The following is a 17,113-nucleotide window of genomic DNA, read 5'->3' as shown; positions in this document are numbered from 1 at the left end:
CTAGCCTGTCTGCCGCCGCGTTCAATATCCCAGCGATCTAAGCGAGCCGCGCCGGCACCACCGCCGCGTCCTCGATCACCTTCGCGACCGGGGAGACCTGCTCCCATGGGAACACGAACCAGTCCTTGTTGATCGAGCGGTCGATCGTGCGGAAGCGATAGTCGACATGCTCGGCCGAGACGACATTGTCGATCAGCATGGCGAAGCGGACATTCTCGAGATTGGCGCCCGCTTCGGCCAGGCCCGCCTTGAGATGGGCGATGGTTCCGCCGCTGTCGTTGATGTCGTCCACGAACAGCAGCCGGTCGGTAAGGCTGCGTCCGGCCAGCTTGACCAGCAGTTCGGCGGAAAAGTCGGGCAGGTGCGAGCTATGGTCGATCGACAGCATCGGCAGGCCGGTCGCATGGCTGAGATAGACCGCGGGCGTGAGCCCGCCGCGGCCGACGCCGATGATGAAGTCGGGCGTCCAGCCGCTCTCCTTGATCCGCGCCGCGATATAATGGATCGCGGTGAGGAACTCGGGCTGGTCGACGGGGGTGAGGGTCGGCATGAGCGGTTCCTTGGTGCTGGTTCGCTGAAACTCATTTCGTCGTCATCCTGAATTTATTTCAGGATGACGAGCCATTTTGTGTCGGCACACTCGCCACATAAGCATCGAATGCGGCCAAATGCCCGGCGACATCCGCGTCATCGAGGAACGAGCCTAGGAAACTGTTGCGGGCCAGCGCCGCGAAATCCTGCGCGTCGAGCTTTCCGGCGGGGATCAGCGCGCGATAATTATCGTTTACATAGCCGCCGAAATAGGCGGGATCGTCCGAGTTCACCGTCGCCCGCAGGCCGAGCCGCAGCATTCGCTCGATCGGATGCGCGGCGATATCGTCGACCACGCACAGCTTGAGGTTGGAGAGCGGGCAGACGGTCAGGGTCATGCCCGACCGTGCCAGCCGCGTCGTCAGCGCCGCATCCTCGAGCGCGCGATTGCCATGGTCGAGCCGGTCGATGTGGAGCAGGTCGAGTGCCTCGTGGATATAGTCCGGCGGCCCCTCCTCGCCGGCATGGGCGACGCGCCGCAGCCCCATCGCGCCGGCCCGCTGGAAAACCCGCGCGAATTTGGACGGGGGATGGCCAAGTTCGGAGGAATCCAGACCGACCGCGGCGATCCGGTCCAGCCAGGGCTCCGCTGCCGCGAGCGTGGCAAAGGCGGCCTCTTCGTCGAGGTGGCGCAGGAAACACAGGATCAGCTTCGAGCTGAGACCATGCTTCGTCTCGGCTTCGGCCATGCCCCCAAGCAGCCCATCGGCGACCACCTGGAAAGGGATGCCGCGATCGGTGTGGGTCTGTGGATCGAAGAAGATCTCGGCATGGCGGACATTGTCCGCGGCCGCGCGGTCGAAATAGGCGATGGCGAGGTCGCGGAAATCCTCCTCGGTGCGCAGCACGTCGGCGCCCTGATAATAGATGTCGAGAAAGTCCTGGAGGCGCGAGAAGCTGTACGCGCCGCGCAACTCCTCGACGCTGCCAAAGGGGATGTCGATGCGGTTGCGCCGGGCAAAGGCGAACATCTGCTCGGGCTCGAGGCTGCCCTCGATGTGGAGATGAAGCTCGGCCTTGGGCAGGCCCGCGACGAAGGCGGCGAGATCGGTCATGCGCGCCATTGGTACAGCATGTTCAGCCTCCCGCCAGCCATATGAAGGGCACGACAGCAGCGCGGCGCAAAAAGCGTATCGGCGGTTCGCCGATGCGCCTTGAAGCAGGGCGACGTTTACTTGATCCGTTCGTCCCGAGCGAAGTCGAGGGACGGGTCGCAAGCGATACGAGCGGTGTCTCGACTTCGCTCGACACGAACGGGATGAGTGTGGATCGGCACACCTTATCGAGGGCTACCGCGCCGCCAACTCGCCGGCTTTCACCGGGCGCGGCACCGCGCTGGCGACGCTCGACGTCCAGTCCTCGCCAAGCCTGGTGTAGCGCACCTCGTCGCCGCCCTGGAAACTGTTGCCGTCCCATACCATCACCTGCAGCATGATATCGCTGTTGAGATGGGCGTGGATCCAGTTGAAGCTCTGCGGCTCGTCGTTGCGCAGGCGGGTGGACGTGGCGGTGCCGGCCTGGATGACCAGTGCCGAGCCGGCGTTCGCGACCATCTTGCGCGCGGCTTCGGCATAGGTGCGGTGGAAGTGCCCGGCCAACGCGATATGGACGCCCGCCTCGCAGACCGCCTTGACCGCATCGTCATGGTGCCCGACTGCCTCGCTCAGCTCGCCGCCCTCGCCGATCGGCATGGCGAACAGCGGATGATGCGTCACCAGGATGCGCGTCTTGTGCGGCTCGACCGCAGCGAAGCGGCGCTTCATCAGGTCGATCTGCCGACGGTTGATGCGGCCGTCCTTGAAGGTCAGCGAGCGGGCGGTGTTGATGCCGAGCACCGCGACCTTGTCGTTCTCGAACCACGGGCAAAGCTCGTTCGCGATGTAGCGTTCATAGCGCGCCAGCGGCGCCGCGAACCGGCGCACGACATCATAGAGCGGTATGTCGTGATTGCCCGGAATCACCAATGTCCGCAGGCCCGCCGCACGCAGCCGGTTGAGCCAGGCGGAGGCGGCGCGGAACTGCTCCTCGCGCGCCCTTTGGGTCAGGTCGCCGCTGATGATGACGACGTCGGGGCGCCTGTTCTCCAGCCATGCCTCGGTCGCGCTGACGATCCGCGGATCATGGGCGCCGAAATGGATGTCCGACAGGTGAGCGATGCGCGCCATGTGCGCTGAACGAAGCTGCGCCGAACCGGTTCACTCATCGCGCGCATAGCGCGCCGCAATCACCGCGCACACGAACAGCTGGAGCTGGTGGAAGATCATCAGCGGCAGGATGATCACGCCGACCTGCGCCGGCGCGAAGATCGCACCGGCCATCGGCACGCCCGAGACCAGGCTCTTCTTGGAGCCGCAGAACAGCAGCACGATCTCGTCGCCGCGCGGCAGCTTCATCCGACGGGCCACGAACAGGTTGATGGTTACGACCAGCGCCAGCAGCACCGTGCAGAGCCCGAGGATCACCAGCAGGTCGACAGCCTCGGTCCGCTGCCAGATACCGTTGACCACCGCCGCGCTGAAAGCGGTGTACACGACGAGTAGGATCGACGAGCGGTCGACCGGCATCAGCACGCGCCGATGCCGATCGAGGAATCCGCGAACCAGCGGCCGCATCAGATGGCCGACCAGGAAGGGCAGCAGCAGCTGGAGCATGATGGCCTGTATCGCATCGAGCGAAACGCCGGGGGCGCTGCCCTCGACATGGATCAGCAGCCCGACCAGCACAGGGGTGAGCAGGATGCCGGTGATGTTCGACAGCGAAGCGCTGCAGACGGCCGCGGGCACATTGCCGCGCGCCATGGCGGTGAACGCGATCGAGGATTGCACCGTCGATGGCAGCAGCGACAGGTAGAGCAGCCCGGACAGGATTTCCGGGGTGGTGAACCCGGCGGCGCTGCGCGTGATCGTCCATCCTAGTACCGGGAAAAGGACGAAGGACGACGCGAGCACGAGCAGGTGAAGCCGCCAGTTGCCGATGCCGGCCATGATCGCCTCACGCGACAGCTTGGCGCCGTGGAGGAAGAACAGCAGCATGATCGCCATGTCGGTCGCCCAGCCGAACAGCGGGACGGCCGCGCCTCTGGCCGGGAGCAACGACGCGAGGATCGTCGTGAGCACCAGCAGGAAGAGAAAGGGGTCGAGCCCCCTGAGCAGGCGTTCGATGATGCGCATCGTTACGGCCATGCCGGGAGGGAACCGGTCGCGTCAAGCATGACGCCGGGATCGATCGCCCGCGCATATCCCTGCTCGACACCACGCCGGCTTCTTTCCTAAGGCGGCTGCATGCCCACGCCCCGCACCCGCAGGATCACCTCCTCGCGCCTCCAGCTCAACATCACCGAATGGGGCGACCCCTTGGCGCCGCCGCTGGTGCTCCAGCATGGCGGGCGCGATCATGGCCGCAGCTGGGATGCAGTCGCTGCCGCCTTTCTCGACGATTATCATGTCATCGTTCCCGATCTGCGCGGCCATGGCGACAGCGACTGGGCATCGGACGGCGCCTATGATCTGGTGGATCATGTCCAGGATTTCACGACCCTGACCAAGGCGCTCGATCTGCCGCCCTGCCCATTCGTCGGCCATTCTCTCGGCGGCAACATCGTCACGCGCTTCGCCGGTCTCTATCCCGACAGGGTGACGAAGCTGGTGAATATCGAGGGATTGGGACTGTCGCCGAAGCTGACGGCGGAGCGCGAGAAACGCGATGCGGTCGACGTGCTGCGCAATCTTGTCGAGCAACGCGCGCTGCGTTCGGCCTTCGTGCCAAGGCGCTATCCCGATCTGGCGGCGATGGTGGCGCGCTTCCGGGAAGCGAACGAGCGGCTCTCTCCGGAACTGGCCGAGCACCTGGCGCGCCATGCCGTCCGGGTGAACGAGGATGGCAGCGCCACGCCCAAGCATGATCCGGCGATGCAGGAAGCCGCGCTCGACATCACGACCGAGACGAAACATCGCCTATGGGCGGCGATCAGCTGCCCGGTACTGCTGGTCTATGGTGCGCAGAGCTGGGCCTCCAACCCGGCGGTGGACGGCCGCGCCGCCCATTTCCGCGATGCCAGGGTCGAGGTTTTCGAGGACGCCGGCCATTGGGTCCACCATGATCGCCAGGCCGATTTCATCGCGATGGTGCGGGATTTTCTGCGCGCCTAGCGCCTGATTGGCTAGAGTTGATTTCAGCCTGGTTGGATCGTTATCCGCTCATCCTGAGCAGGGGCTGAGCTTGGCGAAGACCCGTATCGAAGGAGCCACTGGTGCGCGGGGCGCAGCTTGGCCTTCGATACGCCATTTCGACAAGCTCAATGGCTACTCTGGATGAGCGGTTCAACCGGAAGGAACCGCCCCTTTCCGGCGTCGCCCCAGCGGAGGCTGGGGTCCATGTCCGTTTTCTTCTCAGATGACGGCTGGCAGGTGAGAGACACGGGCCCCAGCCTCCGCTGGGGCGACGGTTGAAGGGGATCATCCCGTCTTACCCCAGCCGCCGCCGCCCGGCGTCTCGATCACGAACACGTCACCCGGCGCCATATCCGCTGCACCGGTCGCGCCGAGCAGCTCGGCCGAACCGTCCGCGCGTTCGATCCGGTTCACGCCCACCGCGCCATCGCTACCGCCGTCCAGCCCCGATGGCGCAACCCGCCGCCGGTTCGACAATATGTCGGCGTGCATCGCACCGAGGAAGCGGATGCGGCGGATTGCGCCGTCGCCGCCGGTCCGTTCGCCGTCGCCGCCCGAACCGTGCCGGATCGCGAACTGCTCGACCAGTACCGGGAAGCGTGTTTCCAGTATCTCCGGATCGGTCAGGCGGCTGTTGGTCATGTGCGTCTGCACCGCCGCCGCTCCGTCGAAGCCCGGGCCCGCGCCCGATCCGCCGGCGATCGTCTCATAATATTGGTGGGTCTCGTCGCCGAAGGTGAAGTTGTTCATCGTGCCCTGCGATCCCGCCATTGCGCCGAACGCGCCGAGCAGCGCATCGGTTATCGCCTGGCTGGTCTCGACATTGCCGGCGACGACCGCCGCAGGATAGCGTGGGTTGAGCATCGAGCCCGGCGGGACGATCATCGTCACCGGGCGCAGGCAACCGTCGTTCATCGGGATCGGCGCATCGACCAGGATACGCATGACGTAGAGCGCGGCGGCGCGGACCACCGACAGCGGCGCATTGAAATTGCCCGGCAGCTGGTCGCTGGTGCCGGTGAAGTCGATTATGGCGGTGCCGGCGGCGCGATCGATGCGGACCGCGACCCTGATGACCGCCCCATTGTCCAACTCGACCGCATGCTCGCCGTCGTCGAGCCCGCCGATCAGCGTACGCACCGCCGCTTCGGCATTGGCCTGGACATGCTCCATATAGGCAGCGACCACATCGCGCCCATAGTCGCGTGCCAGCCGCCGCAGCGCCTCGCCGCCCCGCGTGCACGCCGCCACCTGGGCGCTCAGGTCGGCGATATTCTGGTCGGGGTTGCGCGCCGGCCAGCGATTGCTGCGCAGCAATTTTCGGATCTCGTCCTCGCAGAGCCGCCCCTCGTCGACGAGCAGGACATTATCGAGGATCACGCCCTCCTCGTCGATGCTGCGGCTGTTCGACGGCATCGAGCCGGGGCTGATCCCGCCGATATCGGCATGATGGCCGCGCGCCGCGACGAAGAAGTCGGGCTCTGTGCCGTCGCTGCCGGCGAACACCGGCATGATGACGGTGATGTCGGGCAGGTGGGTGCCGCCCTGATAGGGCGCGTTGAGCGCATAGGCATCGCCAGGCCGCATGCCGCGGCCATCGGCCGCGCCGCCGCGGCGCGCGATGATCGTGCGGATGCTCTCGCCCATCGAGCCGAGGTGGACCGGAATGTGCGGCGCATTGGCGATCAGCTTGCCGGCGGCGTCGAACAGCGCGCAGGAGAAGTCCAGCCGCTCGCGGATGTTGACCGAGGACGCGCTCTGGCGCAGCGCGGCACCCATCTCCTCGGCGATGCCCATGAACAGGCCCGAGAAGATTTCCAGCCGCACCGGATCGACCGCGGTGCCGGCGTCCTGCCGGGTCTGCCTCGGGAGATGGCGGGTGAGGATCAGGTTGCCGAGACGGTCGACCTCTGCGCGCCAGCCCGGTTCGACGATGGTGGTGGCGACGCTGTCGACGATCAGCGCAGGTCCATCGACAGCGAAGCCGCTCGCGAGGCCGGCACGGTCGAACAGCGGCGTTTTGTGCGCAGCATCCGCCATCCATGTCTGGACGATCGCGCTCGGGGTTGCGGAGCGGGTCGGCAGCTCCGCGGCCTGCGTGGCATCCTCTCCGCCGGGCATTGCCGCCTCGACGCGCAGCATCTCGATGACCGGCTCGCCCTGGCCGGCAAAGCCGAAGCGCTGGGCGAAGGCGCGCTCGAACGCGGCCCGCATCGCTGTAGCATCGCCGAGCGGCACCGCGATGCTGTTGTCGCTGGCCGGGTACCGGACATGCGCGGTCGCATCGATGCGGCGGGCGAGGGGCAGGGCGGCCAGCGCCTCCGCCGACAGCGCCGCCACCGCTGCAGCAATTTCTGCAGCATCGTCCAGCGCGAGCACTATGCTGCGCTCGCGGATGACGCTGCGGTCGGCCAGTCCAATGCCATAGGCCGACAGCACCCCGGCCAGCGGATGGATCATCACCCGGTCGATCGCCAGCGCGTCGGCCACCAGGCAGGCATGCTGGCCCGCGGCGCCCCCGAAGCAGGCGAGGGTGAATCGCGCCGGATCATGGCCGGCGCCGATCGACACCGCCTTGATCGCCTTGGCCATGCTCGCGACGGCGATGGCGACGAGGCCCTCTGCCAGGCGTCGCGCGTCGATCCCGCCGCCAGCCTTGGCGATCAGCTCGGCGAAGCGCGCTTCGACGGCAACCCGGTCGATCGGCTGGTCTCCATCGAGGCCGAACAGCCTCGGGAAGTGATCGGGCTGGATCTTGCCGAGCATGACATTGCAGTCGGTTACGGTCAGCGGCCCGCCGCGGCGATAACAGGCCGGCCCGGGGATCGCGCCCGCGGATTCGGGGCCCACCCGGAAGCGGCCATTGTCGAAGCGGCAGATCGATCCGCCGCCCGCTGCGACGGTATGGATCTTCATCATCGGTGCGCGGATGCGGGCGCCCGCGATCATCGTCTCCGTTTCGCGATCATATTGGCCGGCATAAACCGACACGTCGGTGGATGTGCCGCCCATGTCGAAGCCGATGACATGGTCGTAGCCGGCCTGGGCTGCAGTGCGCGCCATGCCGACGATGCCGCCCGCCGGACCGGAGAGGACCGCATCCTTGCCGCGAAAGTCGCCGCCCTCGACCAGTCCGCCGTTGGACTGCATGAACAGCGCCGCCGCCCCGGCACCGAGCGCCTGCGAGAAGCCGTCGACATAGCGGTGCAGCACCGGCGACAGATAGGCATCGACCACGCTGGTATCGCCGCGCCCGACGAGCTTGATCAGCGGCGCGACCTGATGGCTCGCGGAGACCTGGGTGAAGCCGATGTCGCGGGCGAGGGCGGCCAGCGCCGCCTCGTGCGCCACATGGCGGTAGCCGTGCATCAGCACGATCGCGATCGCGCGCAGACCCGCATCGAAGGCCGCGGCAAGACCGGCCCGCGCCTTGTCCAGGTCGAGCGGGATCGTCACGTCGCCCGCGGCCGTAACCCGCTCTTCGATTTCCAGAGTGCGCGCATGGATCGGCGGAGGACGGAGGATCGCGCGGGCGAACAGGTCCGGCCGGTCCTGGTAACCGATGGTCAGCGCGTCGCCGAAACCGCGGGTGATGGCGAGCAGGACAGGCTCGCCCTTGCGTTCGAGCAGCGCGTTGGTGGCGACGGTCGTCCCGATCCGCACGGCGAGCGGTGGCAGCGGTCCATCGCGACAGCCGGTCAGCCGGCGGATCGCGGCGACGGCGGCGTCGTCATAGCGCTCGGGATCCTCGGAGAGCAGCTTGGCGGTATGGATCCGCCCCTGCGGGTCACGCGCCACCACGTCCGTGAAGGTGCCGCCGCGATCGATCCAGAAGTCCCAGGCCACGGATCAGCGGTAGCGCTCGACCCGATGGGGGACAAGCGCGGGACAGCTTGGGCTCAGGCTAGACCCTGAGCACCACCGTCGCCACGTCGCCCGCGCCAAGCGCTTCGCGTTTCCGCACATCGGCCTTGATCGGCAGGATGAAGCCGCCGCTGTCGCGTTGCGGGAAGATGGAGGTCGTCCAGGAGGTTCCGCCGATCCGCGCCTCGACCTTGATCGAGCCGAACCCGCCTGTCCGGCCGAGCGCGGCGAAGCGGATTTCCGCGGCGATCTGGCCATCGATCGTCAGGAAATGCCAGCCCGCCCCGGACGGGCGCGATGTCGGCTTCCACAGCCAGACTTCGCTTGTGATCGTGAAGCTGTCGCTGTTGCCCATGCCGTAGCACTGTGCCGGGTCGCCCCCTGCGTCAATGCCTGACGCGGCTCGTGCAATCGCGGGCTATCAGGCGAAGTTGCCGCCCGATGGCTCGCCGGTCTCCTCAATCTCCTCGACTATCGGATCGACGGTCGCGTCGTCGTCGGACGCAGGACGGGGCTCGCCCGCGTCGGACTCCACAGGGTCTTCGGGTGGCTCAGGCAAATCCGCCATGTCTGTTCTCCTCGCGGCCTCCCAACGCTCTGCGGTGGAGAAGGGCGCGCAGCATCGGAGCGATGTCCCCGATAATGCGTTGACCGGTGCGCCTGTTTGGACGGGCGCGTTGCCAGGTGTCCGGATGACCGACCATTTCGATCTCTTCCCCCATTTGCTGGCGCTCAGCATCGCCTATCTGCTGGCGCTCCCGATCGGCTGGAACCGCGAGCGGGAAGAGCGCAGCGCCGGAATCCGAACGTTTCCGCTGGTGGCAGTCGCTAGTTGCGGCTTCGTCGAGGCGGTCGAGGTGCTGACCACCGACGATGCCGGTGCGATGGCGCGCGTGCTCGAAGGCGTGATCGGCGGTATCGGCTTTCTCGGCGGCGGCGCGATCCTGCAGCAGCGTAACTCCGTCAGGGGCACCGCCACCGCCGCCAGCCTGTGGGTCACCGGCGCGATCGGCGTGGCCGCCGGGCTCGGCAGCTACGATGTGGCGGTCGTGCTGGCGGTCTTCACCATGGCGACGCTCTGGTTCATGCGGCCGCTGAAACCCGACCCGGGTGAGCGCGGGACAGAGGAGAAGGTCGAAACGACTCCATGAAGCGGGCGGAGCCGGACTATGTCTTCGCGCGGCAGGCCGCAATGACGGTGTCGGGATCGAAATAATAGGGTCTGATCTCACAGCATTTCCCGTCGCGAAACTTGAACAGTTCGCACAATTCGGCGGGCGCCAGGGCAGGATCGGCGAACCTGAACACCAGCACGGCGACCACGACATCGCCGCCGACGGTCGTCTGCACCCGATCCAGTGCAGCGACATCCATCATGCCCATGACCTTCCCATAGAGATCGCGAAGGGCATTTCGTCCGCGATAGACGCCGGCCATCGGCAACGAGTCCGCTTCGGTCACGAAGAAATCGTCGGTGAGCATGGACGCTGCGGCATCCCAGTTTCCCGCGCCGGCCGCCGCGTAGAGATTGTCGACGAGTTGAAGCATGTCCGAGGCCGACATGGTCATGTTTTTTCTCCTGCGCGCTGCCGTCTTGTCGTGCCTGCCATCTCTCCGCCAACGCGCCGCGCCGTGAACCTAGCGATATGGCTAGCCTTGCGCCGGCAGCTTTGCGGCTAGGATCCTTGCCATGAACCGCATCCGCCAGATCATCCTCGCCCGCCGGCCGATCGGCATCCCCGTTGCCGACGACTTTGCGCTGGCCGAAGCGCCGATGCCTGAGCCCGGCCCGGGGGAAATGCTCGTCAGGATGCGCGTCGGCTCGGTCGATCCGGCAACCCGCGGCTTTCTCGACGATCGGCCGAGCTATTTGCCGCCGGTCGCCCTCGGCGCGCCGGTCAGCGGCATGTCGCTGGGCGAGATCGTGCAGTCCAACAATCCGGCGTGGCCGGTTGGCACGATGGTGCGAGTCTTTGCGACATGGTCGGACCATTATGTGATCGGGGACGATGCGCTGGGGCTGGAAGCGGTCAATCCGCGTCCTGGCGCGGAGTTGCACCATTATATGGGGGCGCTGGGCCCGGTCGGTCTGACCGCCTGGGTGGGGCTGTTTGCGGTGGGGCAGGCAAAGCCCGGCGAGACGGTCGTGGTGAGCGCGGCCGCCGGCGCTACCGGGTCGACGGTCGGTCAGATTGCGAAGGCGCGCGGCTGCAAGGTCGTCGGTCTCGTCGGATCGGCCGAGAAAGCGCGCGTCATTCGCGATCTCGGCTTCGACGCCGCGATCGACTATCGCGCGACGCCCGATATCGCGGCGGAAATCGCGCGCGCCGCGCCCGAAGGAATCGACGTCTATTTCGACAATGTCGGCGGGGAAACGCTCGAAGCGATCCTGCCGTTGATGCGGCTCCACGGCCGCGTGGCGGTGTGCGGGATGATCGGCCAGTACAACGATGCCGACCGGCCCCACGGCGTGACGACGCTGTGGCAGCTGGTGGTCAACCGCATCCGTATGGAGGGCTTCATCACCTATGATTATCCCGACGTCCTGGAAGATGCGCAACGCGAATTGGACGGCTGGGTGGCCGATGGCCGGCTGAAGCCGCTCGCCAATGTTCGATCCGGATTCGAAACGCTGCCCGAGGCGTTCATCGACCTGATGTCGGGCAGGACGATCGGCAAGACGCTGGTCCTGATCTGATCGAGAACAAGCCTTAGGAGAGCCTGCCATGTCCTTTACCGGCCCAGCCGAAGATCGTCTCGCCATACGCGAACTGCTGGAAACCTATGCCGATGCCGTAATCCGCTGCGATCCTGTGGCCTGGGGCTCGGCCTGGGCCGAAGACAGTGAATGGTCACTGCCCGATTATCCGGAAATCGGCGTCACGCGCGGGCGCGACGCCATCGTCGCCATGTGGACCGAGGCGATGAAGGCCTATCCCGGTATCATATTCCAGGCCTGGCCCGGCGCCATCGAGGTCGATGGAGATCGCGCGACGATGCGCAGCTATACGTCGGAAGTCTATGACCAGGGCGACGTCACCATGCGCGACCTCGGCGCCTATGAAGATGTCTGCGTCAAGGTCGATGGCCGCTGGCTGTTCAGCAGCCGGTCGTTCCGCAACATCCATCGCCAGCATGCCCCGAAAGGGGTTTGAAGCGGTGCGGACCGGCATCGGTCCGAGGATGCGGCTCTAATATGGCTAGCAACCGCTTCTGGCAGCTCGACCGCCACCCGCGAGGCCAGGATTTTGCCGCTGCGCTCAGCCTGCAATGCGAGGTCCTGCCGCCGCTGGCGGAGGGCGAGGTGCGGGTGGCGGCGCAGTGGCTTTCGATGGACGCCGGAACGCGGATGTGGATGAGCCCGCGCACAGACGGCTATCAACCGCCATTGCCGCTCGGCAGCCGCATGGTCGGGCTGTGCCTCGGGCGGGTGTGCGAGAGCCGCGATCCCCGCTTCGCCGAAGGCGCGCTGGTGCGGGGGTTCGGCCAATGGGCGGAATATTCGACGGTACTGCCCGCTGCCGCCGGATTGGAGGTGGTGGACGACGGTGTCGCCGACCCTCGCCAGCATTTCGGGGCATTGGGACTGAACGCCTGGACCGCCTATGTCGGCGTGGCGGAAGTGGCTCGGATCAGGCCGTCGGAATGGCTGGCGGTCTCGGCTGCTGCTGGCGCGACGGGCAGCCTGGCCTGCCAGATCGGCCGCAATCTCGGCGCCCGCGTGGTCGGGATCGCGGGCGGCCCGGAGAAGTGCCGCTATCTTCGCGACGAGATCGGCGTCGATAGGGCGATCGACTATCGCAACCAGGATGTCGCGTCCGAACTCGCCACGATCGATGGCGGCGTGCATGGTTTTTTCGACAATGTCGGCGGGCCGCTGCTCGACGCCGTCCTGCCCAACATGGCGCTCTATGGCCGTGTCGCGGTGTGCGGCATGGTGGCGGCCTACGACAATGACGCGCCGCTCCCCGGGCCGGCGCAGTTCGATCAGGTGCTGATGCGGCGCCTGCGGATCGAAGGCTTCTTCATCCCCGATTTCCTGCAGCGCGGCGCGGAGTTCATGCCTCGACTGCAGCAATGGCTGCACGAAGGCCGGCTTGCGACGCGCTTCGCGGAATATGCCGGGATCGAAAACACGCTGGAGGCTTATGGCGCGATGCTGGCCGGCCGCCACATCGGCAAGGTCCTCGTTCGCCTGCCGGGCTGATCGCGATCCTTATCCGACGACCATGCCGCCATCGACCACGAACTCGGCGCCGGTCACATAGCTGGATTCATCGCTGGCGAGGAACAGGTTCATATAGGCGATGTCCTCGGGCGCTCCCATGCGCCGCATAGGGATGAGCGCGATCGTCGCGTCGTAATTCTCGGCATTGTCCGCGAGAGCGTCGCCCTGGATATTGGTCGCGATCATGCCGGGATGGACCGAGTTCACCCGGATCGCGTCGGTGGCGCACTCGAGCGCGATGGTCTTGGTCATCAGGCGCACGCCGCCCTTCGCCGCGGCATAGGCGGTACAGCCCGGTACGCCGATGAGGCCAAGCACCGACGAGATGTTCACGATCGAGCCGCCGCGACCGGACGCGCGCATCGCCGCAACGGCCCGTTGGCAGCCGAAAAATACGCTATCCAGATTGACGTTGAGCTGACGGCGCCAATCGTCCGTGGTCACGCCTTCCAGCGGCCCGAGCACGGCTATTCCGGCATTGTTGACCAGCACGTCGAGGCGGCCTTCCTCCGCGTGGATCGCGGCCATGACCGCATCCCAGTCGGCCTCGCTGGTCACGTCATGCGCGTGCGCGCGGGCCTTGCCGCCGGCATCGCGGATCGACTGCGCCACCGCCTCTGCGCCGGCGCCGTCACGGTCGGTGACATAGACGATCGCGCCTTCCTGCGCGAAACAGCGCGCGGTTGCGCTGCCGAGACCGGGCACCGAAGCGCCGCCGGTTACGAGCGCGATCTTGCCTGCGAGACGATTCATTGGGGTTCCCGAAAAGAGCGGGGGCACAGGCGATCCGCCGGCGCCCCCGAGGTTGGCGAATGCAGACGATCAGAACTTCACGCCGACGGTGGCGCCATAGGTTCGCGGCTCGCGCGCCGAAGCGAAGGACCACAGGCCGGCCACCGTGAAGGCGGCTGTTGTGCCCTTGTCGTCGAGCAGGTTCCGACCGAACAGCGTCAGATAGGCATCGGTGTTGCCCAGCGTGAAATTGGCCGTGATGCTGGCGTCGAGCAGGTTCTGCGTATCGGTACGGACGCGCGGATCATTGCCGTTGACGATCACCGGGCCGGTGGTGAGGTTGCCGCTGAGCGCGCCCAGCGAGATTTGCTGGTCATAGGGACTGATGTGGCGCAGGCCGACCGAGGTCACGACTTTGCCGAAGGATGTCGGCATCGTATATTCCGCGCTCACCGAGCCGGAGAATTTCGGACTGTAGATCGGATTGTTGGCCGAATAGTCGAACGGGACGATCGCCCCGCCCACCGGCGCGATATTGCCGACGATGAAATTCTTGAACTTGCTGTCGAGCAAACCCATCGTCGCCATCAATCTGAGCCCTTCGACCGGGCGTAGCGTGACATCCAGCTCGATGCCCTTGATCGTTGCAGAACCGACGTTCGAGGTGATCGTCTGGTTACCGGTCGGTCCGCCCGGGATCGTCGTGTTCTGCTGAAGATCCTTATATTTCGATACGAAGCCTGCAACGTTGAACTGCAGCTTGCGATCGAGCAGGTTCAGCTTGGCGCCGGCCTCATAGCTGTCGACCGTCTCGGGCGCGTAGGGCGTCCCCGCCGTCTCCGCCGTCGCCGCGCGCGGGCTGAAGCCGCCCGAGCGATATCCCCGCGACCAGCTGGCATAGACCATGACATCGTCGTTGGGGCGGAAGTCGACGCCGATCTTCGGCGTGAACTTATTGAAGCTTCCCTTGCCGTTGCCGACGACGCCGGTCTGGGCGAAGCTGTTCGACAATTCTTTCTTGTCATGGGTGTACCGACCGCCGAAGGACAGGCGCCAGCGATCCGCGAACGCCCAGTTGAAGTCACCGAACACCGCATAGGATTTGGTGTGGCCGATAACGGTCTGCGGGTTGAGGTCGGCGACCCTGGGATCGATCGCCGTGTTGAAGCCGAACAGGCGCGTCCACTGGGTCAGGTCATAGCGCGAATTGAAATAATAGCCGCCGACCACATAATCGAACGACGAACCGATCTTGCCGGAAGCACGCAGCTCCTGGCTGAACTGCCGGTAATGCTGCTTACGATACACATAATAGAGATCTGCCGTCGAGGCGTCGAAATCCTGCGTCTGTGTCTCCCGCGATTTCCGATATCCAGTGATGGACGTCAGTTTGACGGCACCGAGATCGAGGTTCGTTTCCAGCGTGGCGGCGGGCGCGCTATATTTGCTCGACGCCGGGCTATTGAAGACGGTGTAGAGATCGCCGGTGGTGTTGCGGTTGCACTGTTCCGCCGGCTCGAACGAACAGAACACTTCACCCGTCCGGGCGATATTGCTGTTCACCACGTCGAACGTCTGGTTCTGCTTCTCGAGCGTCAGCAGCGCATCGAAGTTGCTCTCGCGTGGCTTGAACAGCAGCGAGGCGCCGAAATTATCGTTGTTGACGCCGCCGGTGCGCTTGCCGGTCACTCCATTGCGATAAAAACCGTCGGACTCATTGTGGAAGAAGAAGCCCTTCAGGCCGATCGTCTCGCCATCGCCGACATTGGCCACCGCGCGCGTCGCCCATGTGCCGAACTTGCCGTAGGATGCCTCGAACCTGCCCCCTGTCGTCATGGTTGGACGGGTGCGCTGGATATTGATGACGCCGCCGATGGTGTTGCGGCCGAACAACGTGCCCTGCGGGCCGCGCAGCACTTCGATCTGCTCGATGTCGAAGAAGTCGAGCAACTGGCCGGTGTTGGTGCCGATGAACACGCCGTCGACCACCACGCCGACGGTCGGCTCCTGTGACTTTTCGATATCGGCATAGGTGAGGCCGCGGATCGACAGGTTGGCGGCTTGCGCGCCGGAGTTCTGCTGCGTGATCAAGAGGTTCGGCGCGGCGCCTTGCAGATCGCCGATATTGGTGGAGGCCTTGTTTTCGAGCATGGCGGCGTTGATCGCGGTTATCGCGACGGGCGTTTCCTGCAGCGTTTCGGAGCGGCGGCGGGCGGAAACGATGATCTCGTTGCCATCGGTGGCCCCTGCCGCAGCGGTGCTCTCAGTTGCTGCCTGCGCAAAAGCAGGTATCGCGTAGCCCGCCAGTGATGTGGTGACGAGCGCCGAGAGAATGGCCGGGCGCGCAAATATCGCTCTCATGAGTTCCTCACCTTTTGTCAGCATCGCTTCTGGGCGGATATCTTTCCGATAGTTCTACCGACTTGGCCTGGGTGGCCCTACTGGGATTTGTTACAGGTACTTCGTTACGGCAACATCGGCGACCATGTGCTGCATGGGAGAATAGAGATGCTCATGAACCGACGATTCCTTCTGATCCGCCGTCCCCAAGGCATGCCCGTGCCTGAGGATTTCCGCCTCGCCGAAGAGCCCGTGCTGCCGCCTGCACCGGGCAGCTTCGTCGTCCGCAACCATTATATCTCGCTGGATCCTGCGCAGCGCGGCTGGATGGACGATGCGCCGAGCTACATGCCGCCGATCGCGCTGGGCGATCCGGTGCGGGCGACCACCGTCGGCGTCGTCCATGCCTCGGCGAACCCTGATTTCCAGCCCGGCGACTGGGTGATGGGCCTCAACGCTGTGGAGGATTATTCGGTAGTAGCCCCGGGCGGATTCACCAGCCGGATCGACATCTCCCAGGCGCCGAGCCCGGCAAGCTTCCTGTCCGCCATGGGCGCCGTGGGGCTGACGGCCTATTTCGGCCTGCTCGACACCGCCCGGCCGAAAGCGGGGGAAACCCTGTTGATCTCGGGAGCGGCCGGAGCCGTCGGGTCGGTCGTCGGCCAGATCGGCAAGATCATGGGTTGCCGCGTGATCGGCATTGCCGGTGGTGCCGAGAAATGCCGGAGATTGATCGACGATTTCGGCTTCGACGCAGCGATCGACTATAAGGGAAAGCCGGTCGATCGACTGGCTGCCGAGATTGCCGCTGCTGCACCCGATGGCGCCGACATCGTGTTCGAGAATGTCGGTGGCGTGGTGATGGACGCGGAACTGATGAACCTGGCGCCGCGCGCTCGCGTCGTCCTGTGCGGACTTATCAGCGAATATAATTCGCCCGAGAAAGTCGGTATCCGCAACCTGTGGCAGGTGCTGGTCAAGCAAGCCACGATCCACGGCTTTCTGATCGCAGCCTATCTCGACCGGTTCGGCGAAGGCGGGGCGCAGATGGCGCAGTGGATGGCCGAAGGCAAACTCCGCATGGACGAGGATGTGCAGGAGGGGCTGGAGAATGCCTTTGCCGCCTTCATGCGCCTGTTCACCGGAGCCAACAGCGGCAAGCTGGTGTTGAAGGTCGCCTGATGCCTGC

At 65.6% G+C, this 17,113-nt stretch carries 16 protein-coding genes; 6 read left to right on the top strand and 10 right to left on the bottom strand.

What is annotated here, in order from left to right; translation table 11 throughout:
• Positions 1-37: 37 nt before the first annotated feature.
• The 4 genes from AAC645_RS11255 to AAC645_RS11240 all read right to left on the bottom strand — a co-directional run bounded on the left by AAC645_RS11255 (position 38) and on the right by AAC645_RS11240 (position 3,761).
• Positions 38-550, bottom strand: coding sequence for a phosphoribosyltransferase (locus AAC645_RS11255; RefSeq protein WP_340316063.1), 513 nt, complete (start codon positions 548-550; stop codon positions 38-40).
• 58 nt (positions 551-608) lie between these two features.
• Entirely contained in the window at positions 609-1,646 is a 1,038-nt protein-coding gene (locus AAC645_RS11250) for an adenosine deaminase (RefSeq protein WP_340316177.1), read from the bottom strand.
• Between the two features lie 234 nt (positions 1,647-1,880).
• The gene (locus tag AAC645_RS11245) at positions 1,881-2,756 is read right to left on the bottom strand and encodes a metallophosphoesterase family protein (RefSeq protein WP_340316061.1); all 876 of its coding nucleotides are present in this window, start codon (positions 2,754-2,756) and stop codon (positions 1,881-1,883) included.
• Positions 2,757-2,786: 30 nt separating this feature from the next.
• The gene (locus tag AAC645_RS11240) at positions 2,787-3,761 is read right to left on the bottom strand and encodes a bile acid:sodium symporter family protein (protein ID WP_340316059.1); all 975 of its coding nucleotides are present in this window, start codon (positions 3,759-3,761) and stop codon (positions 2,787-2,789) included.
• A gap of 111 nt (positions 3,762-3,872) precedes the next feature.
• On the opposite strand from AAC645_RS11240, the gene AAC645_RS11235 reads away from it, so the two are divergent.
• Positions 3,873-4,739 (top strand): alpha/beta fold hydrolase, encoded by an 867-nt coding sequence (locus tag AAC645_RS11235; protein WP_340316057.1) that lies wholly within the window; start codon positions 3,873-3,875, stop codon positions 4,737-4,739.
• Positions 4,740-5,045: 306 nt separating this feature from the next.
• Here the strand turns inward: AAC645_RS11235 and AAC645_RS11230 are convergent, their stop codons facing one another.
• The 3 genes from AAC645_RS11230 to AAC645_RS11220 form a co-directional block, all read right to left on the bottom strand.
• Entirely contained in the window at positions 5,046-8,606 is a 3,561-nt protein-coding gene (locus AAC645_RS11230; RefSeq protein WP_340316055.1) for a hydantoinase B/oxoprolinase family protein, read from the bottom strand.
• Positions 8,607-8,664: 58 nt separating this feature from the next.
• Positions 8,665-8,979 carry a DUF1905 domain-containing protein gene (locus AAC645_RS11225; RefSeq protein ID WP_340316053.1) on the bottom strand — a complete coding sequence of 105 codons (315 nt, stop codon included), beginning with the start codon at positions 8,977-8,979 and terminating at the stop codon, positions 8,665-8,667.
• Between the two features lie 66 nt (positions 8,980-9,045).
• On the bottom strand, positions 9,046-9,192 hold the full coding sequence (locus tag AAC645_RS11220; RefSeq protein WP_340316051.1) for a hypothetical protein: 147 nt from the start codon (positions 9,190-9,192) through the stop codon (positions 9,046-9,048).
• On the opposite strand from AAC645_RS11220, the gene AAC645_RS11215 reads away from it, so the two are divergent.
• Positions 9,191-9,775 carry an MgtC/SapB family protein gene (locus AAC645_RS11215; protein ID WP_340316050.1) on the top strand — a complete coding sequence of 195 codons (585 nt, stop codon included), beginning with the start codon at positions 9,191-9,193 and terminating at the stop codon, positions 9,773-9,775. The genes AAC645_RS11220 and AAC645_RS11215 overlap by 2 nt on opposite strands.
• 16 nt (positions 9,776-9,791) lie before the next feature.
• On the opposite strand, the gene AAC645_RS11210 is transcribed toward AAC645_RS11215, so the two are convergent.
• Positions 9,792-10,193 (bottom strand): nuclear transport factor 2 family protein, encoded by a 402-nt coding sequence (locus AAC645_RS11210; protein WP_340316048.1) that lies wholly within the window; start codon positions 10,191-10,193, stop codon positions 9,792-9,794.
• Positions 10,194-10,314: 121 nt separating this feature from the next.
• Here AAC645_RS11210 and AAC645_RS11205 point away from each other — a divergent pair, with 121 nt between their 5' ends.
• From AAC645_RS11205 to AAC645_RS11195, 3 genes are read left to right on the top strand one after another with little or no spacing between them, the layout of a single operon-like run.
• Positions 10,315-11,322 carry an NADP-dependent oxidoreductase gene (locus AAC645_RS11205; RefSeq protein WP_340316047.1) on the top strand — a complete coding sequence of 336 codons (1,008 nt, stop codon included), beginning with the start codon at positions 10,315-10,317 and terminating at the stop codon, positions 11,320-11,322.
• 28 nt (positions 11,323-11,350) lie between these two features.
• Positions 11,351-11,779, top strand: a complete 429-nt coding sequence (locus AAC645_RS11200) for a nuclear transport factor 2 family protein (RefSeq protein ID WP_340316046.1) — start codon at positions 11,351-11,353, stop codon at positions 11,777-11,779.
• A 41-nt stretch (positions 11,780-11,820) separates the two neighbouring features.
• Complete coding sequence (locus tag AAC645_RS11195) at positions 11,821-12,831, top strand: NADP-dependent oxidoreductase (RefSeq protein ID WP_340316045.1); 1,011 nt, start codon at positions 11,821-11,823, stop codon at positions 12,829-12,831.
• A gap of 9 nt (positions 12,832-12,840) precedes the next feature.
• Here the strand turns inward: AAC645_RS11195 and AAC645_RS11190 are convergent, their stop codons facing one another.
• Positions 12,841-13,605, bottom strand: a complete 765-nt coding sequence (locus AAC645_RS11190; protein WP_340316043.1) for an SDR family NAD(P)-dependent oxidoreductase — start codon at positions 13,603-13,605, stop codon at positions 12,841-12,843.
• Positions 13,606-13,674: 69 nt separating this feature from the next.
• Complete coding sequence (locus AAC645_RS11185) at positions 13,675-15,945, bottom strand: TonB-dependent receptor (RefSeq protein ID WP_340316041.1); 2,271 nt, start codon at positions 15,943-15,945, stop codon at positions 13,675-13,677.
• A gap of 147 nt (positions 15,946-16,092) precedes the next feature.
• On the opposite strand from AAC645_RS11185, the gene AAC645_RS11180 reads away from it, so the two are divergent.
• Positions 16,093-17,106 (top strand): NADP-dependent oxidoreductase, encoded by a 1,014-nt coding sequence (locus AAC645_RS11180; RefSeq protein ID WP_340316039.1) that lies wholly within the window; start codon positions 16,093-16,095, stop codon positions 17,104-17,106.
• Positions 17,107-17,113: the final 7 nt, after the last annotated feature.

The sequence above is a fragment of the Rhizorhabdus argentea genome (assembly GCF_037861105.1).
In the GTDB taxonomy this organism is placed as follows: Bacteria; Pseudomonadota; Alphaproteobacteria; order Sphingomonadales; family Sphingomonadaceae; genus Rhizorhabdus; species Rhizorhabdus argentea.
This window is presented reverse-complemented; position numbering and strand designations above follow the sequence as displayed.

Bases quoted from the DNA above. Each gene is read 5' to 3' on its own strand.
- AAC645_RS11185 (WP_340316041.1), bottom strand. From the start codon at position 15,945: ATGAGAGCGATATTTGCGCGCCCGGCCATTCTCTCGGCGCTCGTCACC.
- AAC645_RS11210 (WP_340316048.1), bottom strand. From the start codon at position 10,193: ATGACCATGTCGGCCTCGGACATGCTTCAACTCGTCGACAATCTCTAC.
- AAC645_RS11205 (WP_340316047.1), top strand. From the start codon at position 10,315: ATGAACCGCATCCGCCAGATCATCCTCGCCCGCCGGCCGATCGGCATC.
- AAC645_RS11255 (WP_340316063.1), bottom strand. From the start codon at position 550: ATGCCGACCCTCACCCCCGTCGACCAGCCCGAGTTCCTCACCGCGATC.
- AAC645_RS11195 (WP_340316045.1), top strand. From the start codon at position 11,821: ATGGCTAGCAACCGCTTCTGGCAGCTCGACCGCCACCCGCGAGGCCAG.
- AAC645_RS11220 (WP_340316051.1), bottom strand. From the start codon at position 9,192: ATGGCGGATTTGCCTGAGCCACCCGAAGACCCTGTGGAGTCCGACGCG.
- AAC645_RS11245 (WP_340316061.1), bottom strand. From the start codon at position 2,756: ATGGCGCGCATCGCTCACCTGTCGGACATCCATTTCGGCGCCCATGAT.
- AAC645_RS11200 (WP_340316046.1), top strand. From the start codon at position 11,351: ATGTCCTTTACCGGCCCAGCCGAAGATCGTCTCGCCATACGCGAACTG.
- AAC645_RS11225 (WP_340316053.1), bottom strand. From the start codon at position 8,979: ATGGGCAACAGCGACAGCTTCACGATCACAAGCGAAGTCTGGCTGTGG.
- AAC645_RS11240 (WP_340316059.1), bottom strand. From the start codon at position 3,761: ATGCGCATCATCGAACGCCTGCTCAGGGGGCTCGACCCCTTTCTCTTC.
- AAC645_RS11250 (WP_340316177.1), bottom strand. From the start codon at position 1,646: ATGACCGATCTCGCCGCCTTCGTCGCGGGCCTGCCCAAGGCCGAGCTT.
- AAC645_RS11190 (WP_340316043.1), bottom strand. From the start codon at position 13,605: ATGAATCGTCTCGCAGGCAAGATCGCGCTCGTAACCGGCGGCGCTTCG.
- AAC645_RS11215 (WP_340316050.1), top strand. From the start codon at position 9,191: ATGTCTGTTCTCCTCGCGGCCTCCCAACGCTCTGCGGTGGAGAAGGGC.
- AAC645_RS11180 (WP_340316039.1), top strand. From the start codon at position 16,093: ATGCTCATGAACCGACGATTCCTTCTGATCCGCCGTCCCCAAGGCATG.
- AAC645_RS11235 (WP_340316057.1), top strand. From the start codon at position 3,873: ATGCCCACGCCCCGCACCCGCAGGATCACCTCCTCGCGCCTCCAGCTC.